General features: G+C 37.9%; 24 protein-coding genes and 1 tRNA gene. 22 read left to right on the top strand and 3 right to left on the bottom strand.

The window, feature by feature from the left end; all coding sequences use genetic code 11:
* Positions 1–11: 11 nt before the first annotated feature.
* The 4 genes from RWU19_RS05885 to eis all read left to right on the top strand — a co-directional run bounded on the left by RWU19_RS05885 (position 12) and on the right by eis (position 2,165).
* Complete coding sequence (locus tag RWU19_RS05885) at positions 12–233, top strand: hypothetical protein (RefSeq protein ID WP_002292901.1); 222 nt, start codon at positions 12–14, stop codon at positions 231–233.
* Positions 234–264: 31 nt separating this feature from the next.
* The gene (locus RWU19_RS05880; protein WP_002286596.1) at positions 265–447 is read left to right on the top strand and encodes a DUF3188 domain-containing protein; all 183 of its coding nucleotides are present in this window, start codon (positions 265–267) and stop codon (positions 445–447) included.
* Positions 447–860, top strand: coding sequence for a DUF3284 domain-containing protein (locus RWU19_RS05875; RefSeq protein ID WP_002315398.1), 414 nt, complete (start codon positions 447–449; stop codon positions 858–860). Before RWU19_RS05880 ends, RWU19_RS05875 begins: the two co-directional genes overlap by 1 nt.
* A gap of 123 nt (positions 861–983) precedes the next feature.
* A complete protein-coding gene (gene eis / locus RWU19_RS05870) occupies positions 984–2,165 on the top strand; it encodes an enhanced intracellular survival protein Eis (protein ID WP_123838050.1) in 1,182 nt (393 codons plus the stop codon).
* 71 nt (positions 2,166–2,236) lie between these two features.
* On the opposite strand, the gene RWU19_RS05865 is transcribed toward eis, so the two are convergent.
* Positions 2,237–2,401 (bottom strand): hypothetical protein, encoded by a 165-nt coding sequence (locus tag RWU19_RS05865; RefSeq protein ID WP_002286676.1) that lies wholly within the window; start codon positions 2,399–2,401, stop codon positions 2,237–2,239.
* 153 nt (positions 2,402–2,554) lie between these two features.
* Between RWU19_RS05865 and RWU19_RS05860 the strand changes: the two genes are divergently transcribed.
* Positions 2,555–2,628 (top strand) — tRNA-Arg (locus RWU19_RS05860).
* A gap of 621 nt (positions 2,629–3,249) precedes the next feature.
* Positions 3,250–3,801 carry a hypothetical protein gene (locus RWU19_RS05855; protein ID WP_086286568.1) on the top strand — a complete coding sequence of 184 codons (552 nt, stop codon included), beginning with the start codon at positions 3,250–3,252 and terminating at the stop codon, positions 3,799–3,801.
* A 146-nt stretch (positions 3,802–3,947) separates the two neighbouring features.
* Here the strand turns inward: RWU19_RS05855 and RWU19_RS05850 are convergent, their stop codons facing one another.
* A complete protein-coding gene (locus RWU19_RS05850; protein WP_002315342.1) occupies positions 3,948–5,180 on the bottom strand; it encodes an aminopeptidase in 1,233 nt (410 codons plus the stop codon).
* A gap of 254 nt (positions 5,181–5,434) precedes the next feature.
* Between RWU19_RS05850 and RWU19_RS05845 the strand changes: the two genes are divergently transcribed.
* Complete coding sequence (locus tag RWU19_RS05845) at positions 5,435–6,004, top strand: TetR/AcrR family transcriptional regulator (RefSeq protein ID WP_123838051.1); 570 nt, start codon at positions 5,435–5,437, stop codon at positions 6,002–6,004.
* A 175-nt stretch (positions 6,005–6,179) separates the two neighbouring features.
* Here RWU19_RS05845 and RWU19_RS05840 read toward each other — a convergent pair whose 3' ends face one another.
* Complete coding sequence (locus RWU19_RS05840; protein ID WP_002292892.1) at positions 6,180–6,620, bottom strand: flavodoxin; 441 nt, start codon at positions 6,618–6,620, stop codon at positions 6,180–6,182.
* Positions 6,621–6,777: 157 nt separating this feature from the next.
* Here RWU19_RS05840 and map point away from each other — a divergent pair, with 157 nt between their 5' ends.
* The 15 genes from map (at position 6,778) to RWU19_RS05765 (ending at position 22,810) form a co-directional block, all read left to right on the top strand.
* Entirely contained in the window at positions 6,778–7,542 is a 765-nt protein-coding gene (map, locus tag RWU19_RS05835) for a type I methionyl aminopeptidase (RefSeq protein ID WP_002292891.1), read from the top strand.
* A gap of 31 nt (positions 7,543–7,573) precedes the next feature.
* On the top strand, positions 7,574–8,497 hold the full coding sequence (locus RWU19_RS05830; protein ID WP_002292890.1) for a YihY/virulence factor BrkB family protein: 924 nt from the start codon (positions 7,574–7,576) through the stop codon (positions 8,495–8,497).
* A 75-nt stretch (positions 8,498–8,572) separates the two neighbouring features.
* Complete coding sequence (locus RWU19_RS05825; RefSeq protein WP_002329034.1) at positions 8,573–9,712, top strand: MraY family glycosyltransferase; 1,140 nt, start codon at positions 8,573–8,575, stop codon at positions 9,710–9,712.
* Positions 9,705–10,505: a glycosyltransferase gene (locus RWU19_RS05820; RefSeq protein ID WP_002315339.1), complete on the top strand. Its 801-nt coding sequence runs from the start codon at positions 9,705–9,707 to the stop codon at positions 10,503–10,505. Before RWU19_RS05825 ends, RWU19_RS05820 begins: the two co-directional genes overlap by 8 nt.
* Positions 10,505–11,332: a glycosyltransferase gene (locus RWU19_RS05815; RefSeq protein WP_123838052.1), complete on the top strand. Its 828-nt coding sequence runs from the start codon at positions 10,505–10,507 to the stop codon at positions 11,330–11,332. Before RWU19_RS05820 ends, RWU19_RS05815 begins: the two co-directional genes overlap by 1 nt.
* Positions 11,310–12,044: a glycosyltransferase family 2 protein gene (locus tag RWU19_RS05810; protein WP_123838053.1), complete on the top strand. Its 735-nt coding sequence runs from the start codon at positions 11,310–11,312 to the stop codon at positions 12,042–12,044. Before RWU19_RS05815 ends, RWU19_RS05810 begins: the two co-directional genes overlap by 23 nt.
* 99 nt (positions 12,045–12,143) lie before the next feature.
* Positions 12,144–13,010, top strand: coding sequence for a glucose-1-phosphate thymidylyltransferase RfbA (rfbA, locus tag RWU19_RS05805; RefSeq protein ID WP_002286449.1), 867 nt, complete (start codon positions 12,144–12,146; stop codon positions 13,008–13,010).
* Positions 13,011–13,023: 13 nt separating this feature from the next.
* On the top strand, positions 13,024–13,596 hold the full coding sequence (rfbC, locus tag RWU19_RS05800; protein WP_002292883.1) for a dTDP-4-dehydrorhamnose 3,5-epimerase: 573 nt from the start codon (positions 13,024–13,026) through the stop codon (positions 13,594–13,596).
* 21 nt (positions 13,597–13,617) lie between these two features.
* Positions 13,618–14,646 (top strand): dTDP-glucose 4,6-dehydratase, encoded by a 1,029-nt coding sequence (rfbB, locus tag RWU19_RS05795; protein WP_002292882.1) that lies wholly within the window; start codon positions 13,618–13,620, stop codon positions 14,644–14,646.
* Between the two features lie 97 nt (positions 14,647–14,743).
* Positions 14,744–15,595: a dTDP-4-dehydrorhamnose reductase gene (gene rfbD, locus RWU19_RS05790; protein ID WP_002315336.1), complete on the top strand. Its 852-nt coding sequence runs from the start codon at positions 14,744–14,746 to the stop codon at positions 15,593–15,595.
* 34 nt (positions 15,596–15,629) lie between these two features.
* Entirely contained in the window at positions 15,630–17,663 is a 2,034-nt protein-coding gene (locus RWU19_RS05785; RefSeq protein WP_024634787.1) for a hypothetical protein, read from the top strand.
* Positions 17,664–17,706: 43 nt separating this feature from the next.
* On the top strand, positions 17,707–18,987 hold the full coding sequence (locus RWU19_RS05780; protein ID WP_123838054.1) for an EpaQ family protein: 1,281 nt from the start codon (positions 17,707–17,709) through the stop codon (positions 18,985–18,987).
* A 208-nt stretch (positions 18,988–19,195) separates the two neighbouring features.
* Entirely contained in the window at positions 19,196–20,002 is an 807-nt protein-coding gene (locus RWU19_RS05775; RefSeq protein ID WP_002289081.1) for an ABC transporter permease, read from the top strand.
* 11 nt (positions 20,003–20,013) lie between these two features.
* Positions 20,014–21,234 carry an ABC transporter ATP-binding protein gene (locus tag RWU19_RS05770; protein WP_002289079.1) on the top strand — a complete coding sequence of 407 codons (1,221 nt, stop codon included), beginning with the start codon at positions 20,014–20,016 and terminating at the stop codon, positions 21,232–21,234.
* On the top strand, positions 21,224–22,810 hold the full coding sequence (locus tag RWU19_RS05765; protein WP_123838056.1) for a class I SAM-dependent methyltransferase: 1,587 nt from the start codon (positions 21,224–21,226) through the stop codon (positions 22,808–22,810). The genes RWU19_RS05770 and RWU19_RS05765 overlap by 11 nt, the downstream gene beginning before the upstream one ends.
* Positions 22,811–22,821 lie beyond the last annotated feature (11 nt).

The following is a 22,821-nucleotide window of genomic DNA, read 5'->3' as shown; positions in this document are numbered from 1 at the left end:
GAGGAACTGAAATGATTTCAATTGCCAGTGCAATGCAACAAGATGCAATCAAAGAATTGTTAGAAGGATACAATGAAGAAGGAATGACATTTACGTTTAAAGAAAAACAAGGAATCAAAATGTTCTTTGAAACAAGTGCAGAAGATCCGGAAGCTGCGGCTAAAAAAGCAAAGGAACTAATCAAAGCACAGCCTTGGGGAACAGTCCTTTATTTTCAGTCAACAGCTGTTTAAGAAAATGGTTCAAAAAGATAGGATGGTTGATATGATAAAAAACGGTTTATTTTTATGTAGTATTGGTTCTTTGATCGTGTTGTATAGTTTGAATCCACATTCGCAAAGGTATGATTTGTATAGTATGGTCACGGGTCTTTTCCTAACAGGATTAGGAATCTACTTCTTCATGAAGGGGAAAAAAAGAGAAGAAGCAAAGGAGAAAAATAACTAATGGAAATCACAAAAAAATTAAATATTCCAGCGTCGTTTTTTTACGATAAAGTTATGGATTCTGTTCTTTTCGATGTACGTAAAGCGACCGGCAAATCAGTGACCAGAAAACAGCTGAAAAATTTGGAGTACGTCAAACAATTCTCGCAAAATAACCGGGCTCGTATAAAAATCGAAGAAGTCATTGAAAACCAGTCTTATAAGTTTCGTACATCGACAACGAAGAATGAATTCGTTGTTCATTATCAAATCAAACCAGTAGACGATTCGACCTGTGAGGTTCATTACACAGAAAAAATGGAGTCTTATGGCATGCTTCAAAAGTTGAATGATATGCTTTTAGGAACAATCTTGATGTACTTTAAGCGGAGACGTTTCAAAAAAATGCTAGAGATGATCGAAGCAACGTATTAAACCAGTGAAAAAATGGTACTATTTAGTTATTGAAAAATGAAGTAAGCTAGAAGAGATTTTTCAGAGGAAGCGAGGTCTTTCCTGAGATTCCTCACTAGCTTTTTTGTAGGAAGGGGCAGCAAAATGACAAAACAAGTAAGAGAGCTAGGGGGATCTTCGATTGAGGAAATGTTTGCTTTAGCCACATATGCATTTAATGGGGCAGATACACCTGAAAGGAGAGAACGTTTTCGTACACTTGCGGAGAATTCCTGGAATTACGGTTTTTTTGATGAGGAGGATCGGCTAACAAGTCAAGTCATGGCGACTCCTTTTCCAGTGAATTTTTACGGACAAGAGTATTTAATGGCCGGTATTGGCTATGTTGCTTCTTATCCTGAAGCAAGGGGACAAGGCGGAATCAATCAGATCATGGAAAAGATCCTTGAAGATTGCCGTGATCGTAAAGTAAGCTTATCTTATCTGGCGCCATTCTCCTATCCCTTCTATCGGCGCTATGGCTATGAACAATCGTTTGATAAAATCAGGTATCAACTAAACAGTCGTGACGTGCCGTTTACCAAAAAAAAATCTGGCAAGATGAAGCGTATGAATTTCGAAGATGCAAAAGCTGCAATCAAACGAATTTATGAACAGATGCCTGAAAACCAACGAGCTGGTCTGAAGCGCGAAGACTGGTGGTATACGTATAAATTCAAGCAAAAAGGTAATTACCAGTTTGCTTTGTATTTTGATGAGATTGGGGAAGCAACGGGCTATGTCGTTTACCAGCTTGCAGCGTCTTCCTTTATTATTGTGGAATGGGGATTTTTGAATCATGATGCCTTTTGCAGTCTTGTCCGCTTTGTAAGTTCCCATAACGGTGCTTTTGAAACATTTGAATATTCATGTGGCTACGGTGGCAATGATCAAAATTATCTATTAGCAAATCCATTTGCTTCTGTAACGATCACACCTTATATGATGGCGAGGATCGTAGATATTTCTTTGTTTTTGGAAAAATATCCATTTAGAAAGAAACAAGCTGCCTTTGCCCTTCAGATAGAAGAAGATCAGTATGCAAAATGGAATGAAGGAATCGTGGAAGTAACGATCAAAAATGGAAAAAACCATCTCTCAAAAGTAGAACAAACAGCATTACCGATCGTTCGCGGAAATATCCAACATATCACACAGCTATTATTAGGATATCGTAAAGTTGAAGAGCTGGTATTCCAAGAGAGGATACAGGTGGCAAAAGAATATGAAGAAACGTTAAGCTCGATCTTGCCACAGCAACAGCCAATCCTTAATGACTATTTTTGATAAAAAAAGGGTGATGACAATATTTTTGTCACCACCCTTTTGTTTTTTCGTTTGGCATTTTAAGGAAAATGTTAAAGTAAATCCTCTTTTTTCGTAAATTTGAATTTTTTGTTTTCTTTTGTTTTAGGGTTTTCTTTTTTGTGGTCTTGGATTGCTTCTTTCGTAATCTTTTCCCGATTTTTTTTAGATGAATCTAAGCGTTCGGCATATACTTTTTCTTTTGGCTTATCATTCATTGGAAAGAACCTCCCTGTATTATTTCATTCTACTCCTAGTTTATCATCTGTTAAGAGCTAGTGGAAACGATTTGCCTAACTTACAAGCTGATTTTTTTAGCAGATAAGCTTGCAAGTAAAAAACAAACAAGCTACAATTGATTTATTGAAATTGTTCCTGTAGCTCAGTAGGATAGAGCAATCGCCTCCTAAGCGATAGGTCGCTGGTTCAATTCCAGTCAGGAACGTACAAATAACCCCTGTATCCTTTGTGATACAGGTTTTTTTATTTTAAAACAACGAAAATTAAATATTTTATAATTAAAAAAACTTCATTTTTTATTGATATAAGGGTATAATTTTTATTGAAGGAAGGTGATAAAAAAACATTTTCATTAAAACGGAAAGTAAAAAATAAAAATAAAAATGAAAGAGGGAGAAAAATTAAAAAAATGGATTCTTAGCGCTACATTGATTATTTTACTTAGGGCTTTCGCAGATGTAAGGGTAATAGAACAAAGTGGTTTTACTGGTAGGCGCGTAGCTTTTCCAATGCTATGAAGCTAGAGCCTTTCTAGTGGGCATAAGTATGTTTAACTTCTTATGCTAATCTGGACACATAATGTACAGGCGCACTACATAGAGAATCACGAAAGTGGGATAGTACTAAGTATAGTTGATACAAACAGCACTTCACAGCTAGAATAATTGGAAAGTCAGAAGTTTTTTGTTCGATTTGAAATACCTAGTTAGTTTGAATAAGTACATAAAGAATCTTCTTATTTAGCACTTAATAAAAAATATAAAAAACATTTAAAAGAGAAATCAAAGGTTTTCTCAATCTTTGATAAAAAAGGAGGAAGTAGAAAATGAAAAAAGCAAAATTGATACTTAGCACAATCGTCTTGACATCTTTAAGTAGTGGGTTTTTAGGGAGTGGGACGGTGGATGCCAGTGCATATAATAATAAAGTTGTTTCGCTTCGAGCTGCTAGTGACACAACGCTTACTGTGTCACGCATACCTTATAATCCTATTCTATATTTTGAAATTGGAATGGAAAATTATAATCAATCTGACTCAACCCAACGTTGGGTAATGGAGTACAATGCAAATGCCGGTGGTTATTATATCCGGGAGCAGATTCCGGGAAGTGTGTATCCTACACAATATATTTGGAGGGATAGCAGGGGAGGAGGCTTTGTGGACTTCTCGAGTAACAGAGAGAATGTAGGGACTCTGTGGAAGTTACATTCAGCCGGACAGAACTCGTTGGGAAATATATTTTTTATAGAAAATATGTCAAGCGGGACCTATTTGAATTGGAGCAGAGGAGGTCATACTGATCTGGGGGTGTTTTCTACTGCATTTGATTGGAATCGTGAGCAAAGATTCATTGTGCAAGTTGAAGGAGAAGTTTAAAAGATAAAATGGAAGTACACTAATACATTCAATCTTTTTGACTTATATCTAGAGAGTGGGGCAATAATCAGATTTTTTTCTGACTATTGTCCCACTCTCTTTTTTATATGTTTTTTTTTATTTTATTTGTGCTAACAAGATTTTGCTCAAGCCCAATCTCCATTACGGAAAATCGGTACTGTAGAACCGTCTTCGCGGATTCCATCGATATCCATCTTGTCAGATCCTACCATGAAATCTACGTGGGTTTGACTTCTATTCAAACCAGCTTCTGCTAATTCCTCGTCGGACATTTCTGTACCGCCTTTCACACTGAAGGCATAAGCAGACCCTAAGGCTAAATGGTTCGATGCGTTTTCATCAAATAATGTATTGAAGAAAATGATACCAGATTGAGAAATAGGGGAAGGGTCGGGAACAAGTGCCACTTCTCCTAGACGACGCGCACCTTCATCGGTATCAAGCAATTTTGCTAAGACATCTTCGCCTTGTTCGGCAGAAAAGTCAACTACTTTTCCATCTTTGAAAGTAAATTTCATACCAGAGATGATCGTACCAGCATAACTTAGCGGTTTTGTGCTTGAAATATACCCATCTACTCGATGACTGTCAGGTGCGGTGAACACTTCTTCTGTTGGCATATTTGCCATGAATTTTTCCCCTCGAGCATTGTAGCTTCCAGCACCTTCCCAAAGATGGTTTTTAGGCAATCCAATGATGATATCCGTACCAGGAGCAGTGTAGTGCAGGGCAGAAAATTGTTCTTGATTCAATTCTTCTGCTTTTTTTGCTAATTTCTCATCGTGTTTTTTCCATGCTAAAACAGGGTCTTCTTCGTAGACACGAGTTGTTTTGAAAATTTGATCCCATAATGCATCCACTTGTTCTTCTTCTGGCAGATCTGGAAAAACTTTTGCTGCCCATTGTTTACCAGCAGCAGCTACAACAGTCCAACTGACTTTATTTGCCTGAGTTGCCTTGCGCAAATTCATTAGTGCTTTACCGGCAGCTGCTTGATAAGATGCTACTCGTTGGCTGTCTACACCGGCAAACGCATCAGGGTCGGCAGAAACGACACTGATCCTGCTTGCTCCTTTTTCAAGCCATTCATCCGCTTGATCGATTTTAGATTGTGGTACATTCTCAATACGATCTGTTGCTGCATGTAAAAGAAATTCTCTTTGAATCTGATCATCCGTCCATTGAACGATGACTTCAGCAGCTCCTAATTTGTAAGCTTCTTGTGTGATCAAGCGAGCAAGGGGTGCTTGGTCCACACTGATCTGTAAAACGACTGTGTGACCTTTTTCTGTGGCCACGCCAGTTTCTGCAATTAAGCGTGCATATTTTTTTAGAAGTTCATTAAAATCGGATAACATAATAAAAATTCCTCCTCACCATTTTTTCTGGTAACTATTAGCATGATACCATTTAATCATGATTCAAACAATGTAGCTTTAAATAAAAAAAGGAGGTTATTTTTTATGGTTGCGTTTCACATTCTATGACACGACTTGCTATTTTAGCTTGTGAAGAAAATCGAAAACTAATTTTGCATATCAAAAAAAACATGTTACAATAAAATTAATCAATGGTGGAAGCGTTATAAAAAAATTGAGGAGATTAAAAAAATATGGCAAGAAAAAAGACGATTACTAAAGAACAGATTTTGGCAGCTGCTTATGAAGTAGCTGCCACCGAGGGATTTACACGATTTACTGCGAGAAACATCGCGAACAAAATGAATTGTTCCACGCAGCCGATCTATCTTGAGTTCATAAATATGGATGATTTGAGACAAGCACTTTTTGAACAAATCTATGATTATTTGCAATACGAAGTGTTTCCAGTTGAGCATACAGGGAATACGATTATCGATCTTGCTTTTAATTATATCCATTTTGCAAGAAGAGAGAAGAAGTTGTATCGTTCACTGTACTTAGAAGAATATGGTGGAGGAAAAGAGATGCAAAATTTCTCTTATACTTACTTTGTGAATACAGTGAAACGGGACCCAACCTATGCGGATCTTTCAGAAGAGCAGATCGAATCCTTGCATAACGGTACATGGATCATAGCTACCGGGATTGCAGCTTTGATGTCTTCAAGCATTATCCATCCAACTGATGAGCAGATTGAAAAAATGATCCAAGACAGCATTGATGCAATCTTGAATCTCAAAGAACCAATCGAAATCGATTGAATATACTCAAGAGTTTCACAAATCAGTAGATAACAAGAGATGTGTCAACATAAGGAAAATTTCGTTTTTCTTACAGCGTATACATTTTTAACTCCCGAAGAACTCTTCCATAAATACAATAAAAGAGCCGTCTAGATTGATTCAATCTGGACGGCTCTTTTATATCTCAAGCATATTAAAGTTTTGCGACTAATTCTTTAGCGAAAGCTTCTAGATTTTCGATATCTTCTTCCTCAGCATTTAAGTCTACTTTTACATTTTCTGCGCCTTTTGATGCGCCTGTTTTTCCAAAAGCAGCATCGAAGTCATCCACTGATTTACAGAATTCATCGTAAAAAGTATCACCAGATCCGCAGACGCCGTAGATCTTTCCTGATAGATCCAACTCTTGCAAGTCTTCATAAAAATCTACAATCTCATCAGGAAGATCGCCATCATCGTATGTATAAGTAGCTACGACGCAAATATCTGCCTCCTCGAATTCATCTGCATCTACTTGGGTACATTCGTTGATTTCGACTTCGATATCCATATTTTCAAATGCTTCTGCAACAATATCGGCGATTTCTTCAGTATTTCCTGTCATGCTAGCATATACGATTTTTGCTAAAGCCATGATGTGCCTCCTTGTTTAAAATTATTTAACAATTATGAATTATACCAAAACATCGTTGAAAAGAAAATAAAACCTAGAGACACATGGGAAATGTCATTTGGCTAAATGTATGCCGCTATGTTAAAATGAGAGAGATTTGTAAAAAGGAGACGAAAATATGATTACTTTAAAATCAGCACGTGAAATTGAAATGATGGCAGAATCTGGCGCTTTATTGGCAGATGTACATAAAAATCTGCGTGATTTTATCAAACCAGGCATAACAAGTTGGGATATTGAGGTATTTGTCAGAAACTATATCGAGAGTCATGGAGGAATCGCTGCGCAAATTGGCTTCGAAGGGTATGAATATGCGACTTGTATCAGTATCAATGACGAAATTTGTCATGGATTTCCTCGGAAAAAACCTTTGAAAAGCGGCGATTTGGTAAAAGTCGATATGTGTATCGATTTGAAAGGCGGCATTTCCGATTCTTGTTGGGCTTATGTAGTGGGAGAATCTACACCTGAGATCGACCGATTGATGGAAGTAACGAAGAAAGCATTGTACATCGGTATTGAGCAAGCACAAGTAGGAAATCGAATCGGCGACATCGGTCATGCGATCCAAACGTATGTAGAAGGTGAAAATCTAGCAATCGTCCGTGATTTTATTGGTCATGGCGTTGGTCCTACGATCCATGAAGAACCAGCCGTTCCTCATTACGGAGAAGCTGGAAAAGGTTTGCGATTGAAAGAAGGTATGGTCATCACGATCGAGCCTATGGTCAATACCGGAACGTGGAAAATGAAAATGGATCCTAATGGCTGGACTGCTTATACAAGAGACGGCGGACTATCTTGCCAATATGAACATACATTGGCTATTACTAAAGATGGCCCTAGAATCTTGACATCACAAGGAGAAGAAGGTACCTATTGATCCAGCCAATCAATAGGTACGGGAGAGGTACATGAAAGTTTGGAACAAAATAAAACAAAATGAAAATCTGATGCGCTTTATCGAGACGACTCAAAAGCGCATCACTGATTCAGAAATGAGTACGACCTCGGTTGTCGTTGCTTATTATTTACTCTTGTCTTTATTTCCATTGATTATTGCTTTTGGTAATATTTTGCCGTTTCTCCACATCGATCAAGAGACTGTACTGACCTATTTACGAGAAGTGATTCCTGAGACCGTTTACCAGTTTATTGGTCCTGCAATCAAGGACCTTTTGACACAAAGTTCAGGCGGTTTGTTATCCGTTTCTGCTTTGGCGGCCTTGTGGTCTGCCAGTCAAAGTATCAACGCTTTACAAATTGCGATGAATAAAGCGTATGGCGTAGAAAATAGAAAAAATTTTTTGATCGTTCGCTTCTTCTCGCTGATCGTAATCGTCTTGTTCATGATTGCCATTAGTGGAGTAACTATCGTTCTTGGTTTAGGACAGCTGATTTTAGATGCGATTCAACCGATTGTACAAATACCTGTAAACTTTATTGATCAGTTCCAAACGTTGAAATGGCCAATCACATTGGTGGCTTTATTTGTCATCATGTTCTTGATTTATTTAATTGTCCCTAATGCTCAATTGAAGTTGAAGACGATTATTCCAGGTACGATCTTCGCTACTGTCGGCTGGATGCTGTTATCACAAGTGTTTAGTATCTATGCCAGATATTTTGCTACGAGGATCAGCGGTTATCAGATCATAGGAAGTTTTATTGTCCTCATGCTTTGGCTTAATTTTGCTGCTACGATCATCATTTTGGGCGGAATCATCAATGCAGTTGTTCAAGAATACGTGACGGGACATCAAATCAAAAAACGTCGAGATCCAAGCCGAAAATGGTTCAATAAATTGAAAGCTAAATTTTCTCATAAAAAAAAGTAGAAACATGAGTTCTTATTGTAAATTTATATCAGTAATTTATAATAATTGTGACTCTTAATTAAAGTAGGTGCCCATATGCTTGTTTCTTTTAGTATGGTTATAAGATTTTTTCTGACAATTTTATTATCACTGATATTAACACCTGTATTTAAAATCATTTCAGTACAAACGGGTATGGTCGACAAACCAAATGAAAGAAGGATAAACAAAGTTCCAATGCCTTCCGCAGGCGGACTGCCCATTTTTATTTCATTTGTTATATCGACTTTATTCTTATTTCGTAAAATCATTCCACAATCGTATATTGTGCCCATCTTGCTCGCTTCTTTGGTGATCATCGTTACAGGAGTACTCGATGACAAATTTGAGCTGACGCCTAAACAAAAGAGTGTAGGGATCTTGCTTGCCTCTCTTATTATTTATTTTGTAGCAGATATACGTATTGATTCCTTTACGCTTCCTTTTATTGGCTATATCCAATTAGGATGGCTTAGTTTCCCTGTAACGATTTTTTGGATCTTCGGTATCACGAACGCAATCAATCTGATTGACGGTTTAGATGGGCTAGCGGCAGGGATTTCATTGATTGGTTTAATCACGATAGGCATCATTGGGTATTTTTTCCTTCATGCTTCCACAGTGTACATCCCGGTCGTTATTTTCTGTCTTGTAGCAAGCATTATCGGATTTTTCCCGTACAATTTTTATCCGGCAAAGATTTATTTAGGCGATACAGGAGCGTTATTCTTAGGGTTCATGATGGCCGTCCTTTCACTACAAGGGCTGAAGAACGTAACTTTTGTTTCGTCAATTTCTCTACTGATCGTCATGGGCGTTCCGGTAACAGATACGTTTTTTGCTATCATTAGAAGAAAAGCAAACCGTGTTTCTTTTTCTACAGCAGATAAAAAACATCTTCATCACCGACTAATCAGTTTAGGATTTACTCATAAAGGTGCCGTCCTGACGATTTATGCGATGGCTTTGATGTTTTCTTTCACAGCTATGGTCATGAATTATACTGGAAGAATCGGAACGATTGTATTGATTATTGCTATGCTATTTGCTGCAATTTTATTATTTGAATTGATTGGTCTGATTAACGAGAAACATCAGTTTATTTTAAAAACATTGCGATTTTTAGGGAATAAAGAGTATCGTACGCAAGTAAAACAGAAATATTTGAAGAAATGGAACCGTCATATAGATGAATAACAAATTAAACCAGCCAATTCTTATTAGTATTGTAACGGCGAACAGTGATAAGATTTTTCGGACACTAGATAATTTTATTTCAACAGTAAAAGATGAAACAGCGATAAAAATTCGGATTTTTGACAACAACTCCCTTCCGGAATATAAAAGCAGACTAAAAGAATATGTGACATATCCGTATATCGAAATCTATTTTCATGATGAAAATTCCGGATTTGGTTATGGACATAATCACAATCTGCTGAACAGCGATTGCCACTATGGCATTATTTGTAATCCAGATATTTTAGTGGATGAAGAAACAGTTACAGCATTGGTGTTGTTACTGAAAGAACATCCCGAATGCGCGATGTTAGCACCTAAGATTCTTAATGAAGATGGGACCACTCAGCACCTCATCCGAGAGCGGCTGGCTGTTTTTGATTATGTTTTGCGCTTTGTGCCTTTCAAATGGGTCAAAAAAAGGTTTGATAAACGGCTGGCTGTCTTTGAATGCCGTGGCTTGCCCACTGATGTTGATAGTTATGTGCGAATGATCTCGGGCAGTTTTATGGTAGCTGATATTGATAAATTTAAAGAGATAAGGGGATTTGATGAGCGTTTCTTCATGTACTTTGAAGATAATGACTTGTGTTTGAGTTTTGAAAAAGCAGGTTACAAATTATTGTACACACCCTTTTATGCAGTCGTCCATTTTTATGGAAAGGGTGCACATCGAAATGCAAAACTTTTTCGTGTGTTTTTGACTTCTATGATGAAATTTTTCAATAAGTGGGGGTGGCGTTTTTTCTGATGAAACCAGAAATAGTAGTAGTAGTCGTGCTCTATCAGCAACTATTCAGCCAATCTCCAACTTATGGACCATTAAGCAAAGCACTTAGCGAAAAGCATATTCAGCTTGTTATTTACGATAATAGTCCTCAAAGACAGCAAAATGAGCTGTTTGAAAAAGAAAACACCATTTACTATCATGATCCGCAAAACCCTGGATTAGTGGCGGCTTATAATTATGCGTTGTCTCAAGCAAATGAAAGAACACGTTGTATCGTTACATTGGATCAGGATACGAGGCTAGTCGACGACTATTTTGAAATCTTGCGTAAAGTAGCTTTTACAGATGAATGTGTTGCTGCAGTTCCGATGATTTTTTCTGGGGGTCGGCAAGTTTCTCCCGTCTATTCGAATCATTATATCAATCGTACAGCACAAGCAGTAGAAGTAGACGGTACGACAGCTGAAAGAATCATGGCAATCAATTCAGGTGTGGCATGGTCTGTCAAATTTCTAAAAAAGATTGGCGGGTTTAATCCTGCTTTTTCTTTAGATTTTTTGGACCATTGGCTGTTTTGGAAAGTGAATCAGTTGGAAAAAACGGTGGAGATACTACCAGTACGACTGGAACATGATCTTTCGGTATTAGACTATGAAAAAGTTTCAAGCAATAGATACCGTTCTATTTTACAAGCAGAAAATCGATTTTATCATGAATATGATCAAAGACATTTATCCAGTCACCGACAACAATTATTGTTAAGAACAGTTAAACAGTTTTTGACCGTCAAAAACCGGCATATCTGGCGGATGACTTTGCGCTCATATGTTAAGAATTGGAAGGTGTGAATTCGTGCGTTCGGTTTGTATAGCTACCTTTAATGGGGGCAGATATTTAAGAGAGCAGTTGGATAGTGTTTTATCTCAGCTTTCAGCAGAAGATGAAGTGATCATTTCAGATGATGGGTCAGTAGATGATACATGGGATATATTGACTGAATACGCAGAAAAAGATAGACGGATAAAGCTTTTTTCAGGACCTCGTCAAGGGTTGATCGCTAATTTTGGCTATGCGATCCAGCAGACGAAAGGAGAGCTAATCTTTTTGGCAGATCAAGATGATGTTTGGTTAGAGACAAAAGTGAAAAAAATCACTGACTATTTTGAACAGCATCCGGATCAGTTAGTAGTCGTTTCAGATTTGATCATTGTGAACAGTAAGCTGCAAGAGATCCATGCTTCCTATTTTTCATTCCGAAATTCCAAAGAAGGATGGGTCAATAATGTGATACGAAGTCATTATATTGGTGCAGGTATGGCTTTTCGCTCTTCGTTGAAATCCGATATTTTGCCGATTCCCTCAGAAGTGCCTATGCATGACATGTGGATCGGTTTGTTGGGAGGAAGGAAGACTGGGTTTCTGAGAGAACCTTTGACACTGTATCGAAGACATGATTTAAATGCGAGTGAGATTGAAACGCATTCTAAATTACGCCAAAAAATTTCCTGGCGTGTTCATCTGATTACGGCGTTGATCAAACGAAAATGGTTTAAACGTTGATAAAAGATGTTTAAATCCTTAATATTTCCATGACAAATATAACGATTGATGAGATAATAGCAAAGTGAAATTTGAAATCAAAAAGGAGAGCATATATCCATGAAGGGAATCATTCTTGCTGGGGGCAGCGGAACACGTCTGTACCCTTTAACAAAGGCAACATCGAAACAATTGATGCCAATTTATGACAAACCAATGATTTATTATCCAATGTCTACTCTGATGTTGGCGGGAATCAAAGAAATTCTGATTATTTCAACGCCACAAGATACACCACGTTTCAAGGAATTATTTGGAAACGGAAATGATTTAGGACTGCAGATCGAATATGCAGTACAAGAAAGTCCAGATGGATTGGCACAAGCGTTTATCATTGGAGAAGAATTTATTGGAGATGATAGTGTCTGCTTGGTATTAGGAGACAATATTTACTATGGTGGCGGTCTGTCTAAAATGTTGCAACGAGCAGCTTCAAAAGATACAGGCGCGACAGTATTTGGCTATCATGTCAATGATCCAGAACGCTTTGGTGTAGTAGAATTTGATGAGAACATGCAAGCTTTGTCGATTGAAGAAAAGCCTGCTCAGCCAAAATCAAATTACGCAGTAACTGGCCTTTATTTTTATGACAATGAGGTGATTTCTATTGCTAAAGGAATCAAACCGTCAGAACGTGGAGAACTAGAAATCACAGATGTCAATAAAGCATATTTGGATAAAGGAAAATTATCTGTAGAACTTATGGGACGCGGATTTGCTTGGCTTGATACAGGAACACATGAATCATTGCTTGAAGCATCTACCTTTATCGAAACGATTGAAAAACGTCAGAATTTAAAAGTGGCTTGTTTGGAAGAAATTGCTTACCGTATGGGCTACATTGATAAAGAACAACTGCTAGCCCTTGCACAGCCTTTGAAAAAAAATCAATACGGTCAATATTTATTGAATTTGGCCGCTGAATAAGGAGTTCCTACAGATGAAAGTAACAGATACAAAATTAACAGATGTAAAAATCGTGGAAATGGATGTCTTTGGCGACCATCGCGGTTTTTTTACAGAAAGCTATTCAAAAGCAAAATTTGCAGAACATGGATTAGATTATGACTTTGTTCAAGACAATCATTCGTTATCTGCTGAAGCTGGTGTTCTTCGCGGGCTTCATTTCCAAAAAGGAGAAGCTGCACAGACAAAATTGATTCGTGTGGTTACTGGAGCAGTTTTAGACGTAGTAGTGGACATCCGCAAAGGCAGCCCGACTTATGGTCAATGGGACGGATTTATCTTATCTGAACATAATCATCGTCAGTTGCTTGTACCTAAAGGATATGCACATGGATTCGTTACTTTAACACCAAACGTGAACTTCCTTTACAAGTGTGATAATTACTATAATGCAGAAGCAGATGGAGGCATCGCATTTGATGATCCAGATTTAGCGATTGATTGGCCAATTGATCCATCAAGAGCGATTATGTCGGAAAAAGATCACCGTCATCCGACATTAAAAGAATTTGAAGCAGAAAATCCATTTGTTTACGGAGAAATCTAAGAATTAAGGAGAAATTTTCTTATGAAAAACATCATTGTTACCGGAGGTGCCGGATTCATCGGCTCTAATTTCGTTCATTACGTGGTAAACAATCATCCAGAAGTGCATGTCACTGTTTTGGATAAACTGACTTATGCAGGAAACAAAGAGAACTTGGCTGGACTTCCTAGCGATCGCGTAGAATTGGTCGTAGGAGATGTTGCAGATGCAGAATTAGTGGACCGTCTAGTAAAAGAAGCGGACGCAGTTGTTCATTACGCGGCAGAATCCCATAACGATAATTCATTAAAAGATCCTTTCCCATTTGTACAAACGAATATCATTGGTACGTATACACTTTTAGAAGCTTGCCGCAAGTATGATGTACGCTATCATCACGTATCTACTGACGAGGTTTACGGAGATCTTCCATTACGTGAAGACCTACCGGGACATGGAGAAGGCGAAGGAGAAAAATTCACTGCCGAAACACCATATAATCCTTCAAGCCCATATTCTTCTACAAAAGCTGGTTCAGATCTGTTAGTAAAAGCGTGGGTACGCTCTTTTGGCTTACGTGCAACTATTTCAAATTGTTCAAACAACTATGGTCCTTACCAGCATATTGAAAAATTTATCCCTCGCCAAGTAACGAATATTTTAAGCGGTATTCGTCCAAAATTATATGGTGAAGGGAAAAATGTTCGTGACTGGATCCATACAAATGATCATTCTTCAGCAGTGTGGTTGATTTTGACAAAAGGCAGAATTGGCGAAACCTACCTGATCGGTGCGGACGGCGAAGAAGATAATAAGACCGTGATGGAATTGATCTTAGAAATGATGGGTCAACCAAAAGACGCATACGACCATGTAAACGACCGTGCAGGGCACGATTTGCGTTATGCAATCGATTCGACAAAATTGCGAGAAGAGCTAGGTTGGCAGCCTGAGTTTACGAACTTCCGTGATGGGTTGGCTGACACGATCAAATGGTACGAAGAACATGAAGACTGGTGGAAAAAAGAAAAAGAGGCCGTTGAAGCAGCATATGCCAAAAATGGACAATAATACAGAGAAAATTTCACTGTATTAATGGAAAAACACATGTGAGGCAGGCGCTCGCCTGTCTCTTTTTTAAAATAAAAATCAAGGAGCGGATAACCATATGTTTTTATTAACTGGAGGAAATGGACAATTAGGTACAGAATTGCGCCATTTATTAGATGAAAAAAATCTGCCATATGTTTCAACAGATGCAAAAGACTTGGATATCACAGATGCTGAGAAAACAATGGCTTATATTACAGAATTGAAACCGGATGTTATTTTCCATTGCGCAGCTTACACAGCAGTAGATAAAGCAGAAGAAGAAGCAAAAGAATTAGATGAGAAAATCAATGTCGATGGCACAAGAAATGTAGCGCTTGCAGCAAAAGCTGTGAATGCTCAATTCGTCTATATCAGTACAGACTATGTCTTCGATGGAAAAAACAAAAATGTAGAGTACGAAGTAGATGACCAAACGAATCCACTAAATGAATATGGTCGTACGAAATTATTAGGTGAAAAAGCAGTAGAAGAGATTTTAGAAGACTATTATATCATACGAACTTCTTGGGTTTTCGGGATTTATGGACACAATTTCGTCTTCACGATGCAACGCCTAGCGGAAACCCGCGACAAACTGACTGTAGTAAATGACCAGTTCGGGCGACCAACTTGGACACGTACTTTGGCAGAATTTATGGTATATGTTATCGAAGAAAAAGCACCATTCGGTATTTATCATTTGTCGAACGAAAATAGCTGTTCTTGGTATGAATTTGCCAAAGAAATATTGAAAGATACAGATGTGGAAGTAGCGCCTGTTACATCGGAAGAATTTCCACAAAAAGCAACGCGTCCGCAGTATTCAGTCATGAGCCTGAAAAAGACAGAAGCGTTAGGATTTGCCATACCAACTTGGCAAGAAGCACTTGCGCAAATGCTGGAAGCTGCCAAAAAAATGAATAAGTAATTTCCTTTTTATCAAATAGAATTTGGAGCATGATATGGAAAAACAAACAAGAAGTGCACGACGAAAAGAAAAACCAAAAGCGAATCAGGCAGATTCGAATTTGGTGCTTGACCTGTTTCTAAAACTCCGATACCTTATTGGTGTTTTAGTCATCGTGGTCATTGTTACTTTTAATTTAAACGGAAGTTCACTTGGTGTTTGGGATAAATATGTGTCGCAAAGAGACGATGGGAAAAAAACTGATGTGATTTTTGGACAGAATCGGGAAGTGCGGTCAGATGAATGGCTGGTGCAGACACCTTTTTACCTCTCACAAGCTGAAGAGGACTTTCCGTTGGTGAACGAAGATTATTCATTGAACGGACAAAACATGATCATTGCGTATAATTCTCCTGTAAAGGATATTACGGTTATCGGAAAACCATTCAACTGGGGATTCTTTTTCCTCGGAAGAGATCGAGGCCTTTCCTTTTATTGGGCGATGAAATTAGTCGTCATGGTCTTGCTTGGATTCGAAGTACTGATGATATTAACGAAGAGAAAAAAAGCATTATCGCTGATTGGCGCATTTGCGCTGACATTTTCTCCCGCAGTCCAGTGGTGGTTCATGCAGCATGTGGGCGATTTGATTTTCTTTACGTTGGGATTGATGACTGCTTTTTATCATTATTTCTATAATCATGATAAAAAATGGCTGCGAACGTTGATGATGCTTTTGGTGGTTATTTTCGGTATTGGGTTTATTTTAGTGATTTACCCAGCCCATCAAGTGATGCTGGCGTACTTGCTGATTTTTTATTTTGTTGGACTGCTTATTTACTACAGCAAGAAAATTTCTTGGGATCTGTTGGATGTAGTGTTGATTGGAGGGGCAGTTTTATTTATTGGCGGAGTCATGGTTCATTTCTGGCTGACGTCAAAAGACGCATTGTTAGCTTCTTTGAATACCTTATATCCAGGAAAACGAGTCAGCACCGGTGGAAAGTGGACGATTGGCGAATTTTTTTCTTTCCTGACAAACTGGAAAATTCCTTTTGAAGACATCAACTATTCGAATAACTCTGAAGTGGCTTTGTTCTACCACTTCTTTCCAACGGTATTCCTAGCCAGTCCATTTGTCTTATTTGGCAAAAAAGATAGTGAACAAAAGTTATTGGGACGTATTTTGATGATTTTTTGTCTGTTTTCTATCTTTTGGATTACCGTTGGATTGCCAAAATGGCTAGCAGAAATTACTCTGCTGTCTTATGTTCCTCCTTTAAGAGCCATCCTTACTTTTAGTTTTGCGGCTTGCCTATTATCAATTTGGTTCATCGCTTATATTTGGAGAGAAGATGTTATTCCTATTTGGTATAAATTCATTTTACTGGCAGTAAACGCATGGTCTTATTTCTATGCAATTACTCATTCGAAGATGGATAATTATTTTTCAGATTTCGAAACCATCGCAGTCGTTGTGTTGGGAACAGTGATTTTAGCTTTTGCATTATTTGGCTGGAGACGCTTGTTTTATCTTGCTTTTGCCGCCGTGATCATCGCATCTGGTTTCTTTGTCAATCCAGTCGTAGAAGGTACTGGAGCGATTTTTGAAAAAACACTGGCAAAAGAAATCCGAAAAATCGATCAACAAGACCCTGGCAAAGTCTGGTTGACTGAAGATGAACTGTATAACTTCACCCCAACTTTGGGTGTGAAATCTTTCAATACAGTCCGCTTTTATCCAGATATGGCTGCATGGAAGAAAATCGATCCAAAAGAAGAATATGAGAAGTATTATAATCGGTATGCTCACACAAGAGCTTTTATCGCTAAGGAAGATACAAAGTTCATTTTAGATCGTCCAGATATGTTCTCGGTCACGTTGAATTTTGAAGACGCAGAAAAGTTAGGGATCAACTATGTAATCAGTAAGCGACCGTTAACTGATTACAATCAGTTATATGAAGCTCAATTCACACAACTATATGGACCGGATAAAGATGGTTATATGATTTTTAAAGTAGAATATCCCGATTATCCAGATGTACCACAAACACAAACTCAGGAAAATCAGCTAGTCTTACAGTAATGGGCTAGCTGAGAATAACCCTGAAGTATTATTAGAAAGGAGAGTGGAGATAATTCAAGCAATCGTACAAAAATTTGTCAACAAAATGAGTGCTGGTTTCTTGCTTTTGCTGCTGACGCTAGTCTTTTCTGTTTGGACAGCAGGATTAAGCTTCCCAGCCACTTTGTTTATATATAACAACAGTTCGCTACTTATCACTTTTAGTGTGGTTATTTTGCTCATTTTAAATGTTTATAAAGCAAAAGGCGTCGATTTTCTTTATCTAGGTGTTGCGCTTGCACTTTTCATTTTCTTTTCTTACTTTCGGGAATTAAGAAATGAGTCTTTATTTGGAGATTTACTGTTTCCTTTGATTATTTTATTTTGTTTAGTAATTAAATGGATTGAGTGGACAAAATGGGATCGCGGGATTTATCTGCTTGTCTTTACGGTCTTCCTCGGAATCACGTTATATCGTGTATTTACAGAGATCCAAGTACCAGAAGGACAAAGCATCTGGGCTCCAGGAAATTCGCTTTCTGATATTTGGATCAATACGAATACAATCGGAAGTTCTTTGATGACTCTTGCTTTATTGATCAGCGGATTTGCCAGTTCTTTTGAACGGTGGTATGTTCGTATCATCGGTGGGATAGCAGTCGTTGCAGCCTTTTTAGGCATTTGGGTCTGTCAATCAAGAGGCGCATTAGTTGCATTGATTGTTTTTGCGATATTGGATCTTTTACCTAAATCATTGATGCGTGTCATTCGTGCGCCGTTTATTGCCTATACGGCTACGATTCTTTTGGCTTTACCGATTTCTTATCTAGCCGCTGTTTCCGAAAAAGTCAATTTGTTTACCGGTCGAGAAGATATTTGGCATAAATTCTATCAGACGCTAGGAGAAAAATCTGAGCAAGTTTTACTAGGGATGAAAACATTCATCTTCCAACGAGGAAACCAATTTTTAGGAAACCACAATAGTTATAATTCTATTTTGAATATCTATGGGTTAATAGGGTTTGGAATTGCTGCTTTGCTGCTTATCCTTTTTATTGGTCGCTTAACGTTGAAAGCAGATTTATCCAACGGGCAGATGACTTTTATCTGGGCTTTTTTTGCGGTGATGATGCAGTCATTTATGGAGGATACATTGACTTCATATCCATGGGTTCCGATTATTTATATCCTGTTGGCTATGTCCGTTCATCGCTATGACGAAACGAAAGTTATGGAAGAATACTATGACATAGAAGAGCCATATGACGACATGAATGCTGGAGATCCAAGTTATGAGGAACAACCAGATAGCGCTCATTCTTCCAGGATCCAACGCTATCATTGATAGGCGCAAAATACGAGAGAGGCTGTGACAACCGTCGCAGCCTTTTTTGGTTTATTGCAATTGTCTAGCATCTTCTGTAAAATAGAAACGTTAGAGAAAATCTTGTATCATAGAAAATTAAGAAATAAATAAGAACGCAGCTCGGTACCAAAAATATGGTAAAATGGCACTTGACTGTAATTCACTGAAATCGCTTGGAGGAACACAAATGTTTAAAGATTTGTATTTATTTATGAAGGACATTTATCAGAACAGAAAATTGCTGCTACAGTTTTCGATCAATGACTTCAAATCAAGATATGCAGGATCGTTTTTAGGGATCTTATGGGCGTTTATCAATCCGTTATTTACTGTATTGATTTATTGGCTGGTATTTGGCGTTGGATTGAAAGCACAAATGATCGATGCAAAATACCCATTTATCGTATATTTAGTTACAGGGATGATTCCTTGGTTCTTCTTCTCTGATGCCTTTGCATCAACTACGGTTGTTTTTCGGGAATATACTTATTTAGTAAAGAAAGTCGTATTCAATATTCGTATCTTGCCCACGACGAAAATCCTATCCAATTTGTACACCCATTTATTTTTCATTCTGATTGGCATAGCTGTTGCGCTTATAAATGGTATATATCCTTCAGCCATGTCTTTACAGCTGATTTACTATCTATTTTGCATGTGTGCTTTCTTGACAGGATTGACTTGGCTGACAGCATCCATCCAACCATTTTTACCAGACATCATGCAATTGATTACGATCGTCTTGCAGTTGATCATGTGGACGTTGCCGATATTATGGAGCCCGAACCAGTTTGACTCAGGTCTTGTAAGCATATTGAAATTAAATCCGCTGTACTATGTTGTTCAAGGCTATCGTGAGTCGTTTTTAAGTGAAGCTTGGTTCTGGGAGCATGGAACATATACTTTGTATTTCTGGGTGTTCACATTAGTAATGTTCGTAATCGGCTCTGCAGTGTTCCGTAGATTGAAACCACATTTTTCAGATGTGCTGTAAGGAGAATAGCTATGACAGAATATGCAATTAGACTAAAAGATATCACAAAATCTTATAATATGTACGCAAAACCGTCGGATCGATTTCGTGAAGCTCTTAATCCTTTTAAGAAATCCTATCATGATGTGTTTTATGCGTTGAAAAACGTGAATGTAGAAATAAAAAAAGGTGAGATGATCGGTTTCGTTGGAGAAAACGGATCCGGAAAATCTACGATGTTGAAAATCATTACAGGGGTACTGACACCAACATCCGGTACGATGGAAATCGAAGGGAAAATCTCTGCTTTGCTAGAACTAGGTTCAGGATTCAATCCTGAGTATTCTGGCTATGAAAATATCTATTTAAATGGGATGGTACTAGGCTTTTCAAGAGAAGAAGTTGATGAAATGGTCGATGATATCATTGAATTTGCTGACATCGGCGACCATATTTATCAACCTGTAAAAACTTATTCAAGTGGGATGTTCGTTCGTCTAGCTTTTGCTGTAGCAATCAATGTGAATCCTGATATTTTGATTGTAGATGAAGCATTGGCAGTAGGAGACCTTGAATTTCAACTAAAATGTATGGAAAAATTTACAGAAATCAAGAACTCGGGAAAGACGATTTTATTCGTTTCTCATGATATCAGTTCGATTCGCCGTTTTTGTGATCGTTCCTATTGGTTGAAAAACGGAGAAGTCGTCGAATATGGCGATACGATGGAAGTAACGACGAATTATGAAAACTTTTTAAAGAAAAAATCAGTTAAAACAGTGGATCGGAATAAAAACCAAGTAGAACGGTTCGCCGCTCCAGATATCGTCGACGTGACGAAAGCGGAATTGTTGGATAAAGACAAAAATCCGGTGGATATGCTGGAACAAGGAGAAAAACTATACGTTAAAGTAACTTATGAAGTAAAAGATGATACAATCAAAAATCCGGTTTTAGGAATTGCGCTACGAACAGTCGACAATTTTTATGTGTGCGGACTCAATACTCTACTAGATGGTATCAAGATTCCTTGGAAAAAAGGAGAGAATATCTTTTATCTGGAGTATGAAAAGTTAGGTTTGTTAGCTGGTGAATATTATTTTGACGTTGCGGTCTTTGAAGAAAATGCAACGGTTCCTTTGGTATATAAGACAAAGTACATGAATTTGTTTGTCAGCGGTTCTTATATCGGAGAAGGCATCGTGGTCTTAGACCATAAATGGGAAGAAGGGACTCATAGCAATGAAATATGATTTTGAAATGGACCTAGATGAACAAAGCAGTGTGGGAAAAATTGCCGCACAGATCAAACCAGGAAGTAAAGTTTTAGAGTTTGGTCCCGGAAACGGCCGATTAACGAAACATTTAATCGGTGCAAAACAATGTGAAGTGAGTATTGTTGAGTTAGATAAGGAATTGTTCGATTTTGTCAGCGAATTTGCTCAAGATGGATTTTATGGTGATATTGAAAGTTTTGAGTGGGCAAACTATTATGCTGGACAGACATTTGATTACGTCTTGTTTGCGGATGTTTTAGAACATTTGGTAGATCCTGGAAAAACATTGAAGAAAGTCAGAGAATTTTTGAATGAAGAAGGAGAGATCCTGATTACATTCCCTAACTTGGCGCATAATTCTGTCATGATCGATTTGTTCAATAACCAATTGCCATGGGCTTCTTATGGTCTCCTAGATGAAACCCATAATTCTTTTTATACTCATGATGGCTTCCAAAAAGTTTTTGAAAAAGCGGGATTATTCATTAATATTGAAGATTACTTGTACTTAGCTGTAGGGGATACAGAATTAAAATCAACTTATGAAGAATTGCCGGAAGCTGTACGCTATGATTTCAAAATGCGACCATTTGGTGAAGTCTACCAATACTTTTTCTCATTGATGAAACATCCAGTAGCACAAAGTTCCATTGCAGAGCCACAAAATTCTAATTATGTAAAAGTGTTAGAAGTAACCCAGCAAACGAAACAAGATGAAACAATCCAACAAATACCATTCAATAATTTCACAGGGGAAAATGAGACACTAAGTTTCCCCGTATCAGAAACAACAGAAAGAATGGTGTTTCGCTTCGCGCAACAACCTAGCTTTATCGAATTCAGCGCAGAAGCTGCCGGAGAAAAACTCACATTTGTCGATTCGAATGCTGTAGTCAAAACAGTAAATGATTGTTATTTGTTTGATGGGAAAGAATTACCAGAGTTCGTTCTAACGGATATTTCTGGGAAAGAAGTGACTATCCATTGTCACTATCGCTTTATCGGGGAATTGACACCAACAATGAAAGAATTGTTGGAAACGATTCGTCCCATGGCTGAAGTCACAAAGCAGCTTTCTGAGAAAAATGATGAATTAGAAAAAGAAAATCATCATCTTCTTGAGGAAAATACAAGACTAGTCCATACGTTAAAAACAACCACAAATCGCTATTGCACATTGTTGGAAAGTGATGAATGGACAATCAAACATAGACTAGGACGACGTAAGAAAGAAACATCGAAAAAAATCCAAGAAAAAGAGCTTTCTATATGTATTGACGAGAAAATCTGGGATGCAGAAACAAAAATATTAAAAATCATCGGTTGGGGAATCGCTAATTCGGATCGCCAGCCATTGTCCTATAAGTTATCAGCTGACCAATCGCCATTTTTCGAAGCAATTCCTGTTTCACGAGAAGAAGTCAATCAAGCAGAACAGCTCGCAAAAGGAACAGAAGCGGGATTTGAATTACGAATCCTTTGCGAGCAAGAACGTTCATTCTTAGTGGAAGCAGTGGCTCAAAATGGCCAATCATGGATCATTGAAATGTAAATAATGATTAA

It is taken from the genome of Enterococcus sp. 2STP (assembly GCF_032465635.1).
Taxonomy (GTDB): Bacteria; Bacillota; Bacilli; order Lactobacillales; family Enterococcaceae; genus Enterococcus_B; species Enterococcus_B lactis.
Note: the sequence above shows the minus strand (reverse complement) of the source record. Positions and strands in the feature narration are given on the sequence as shown.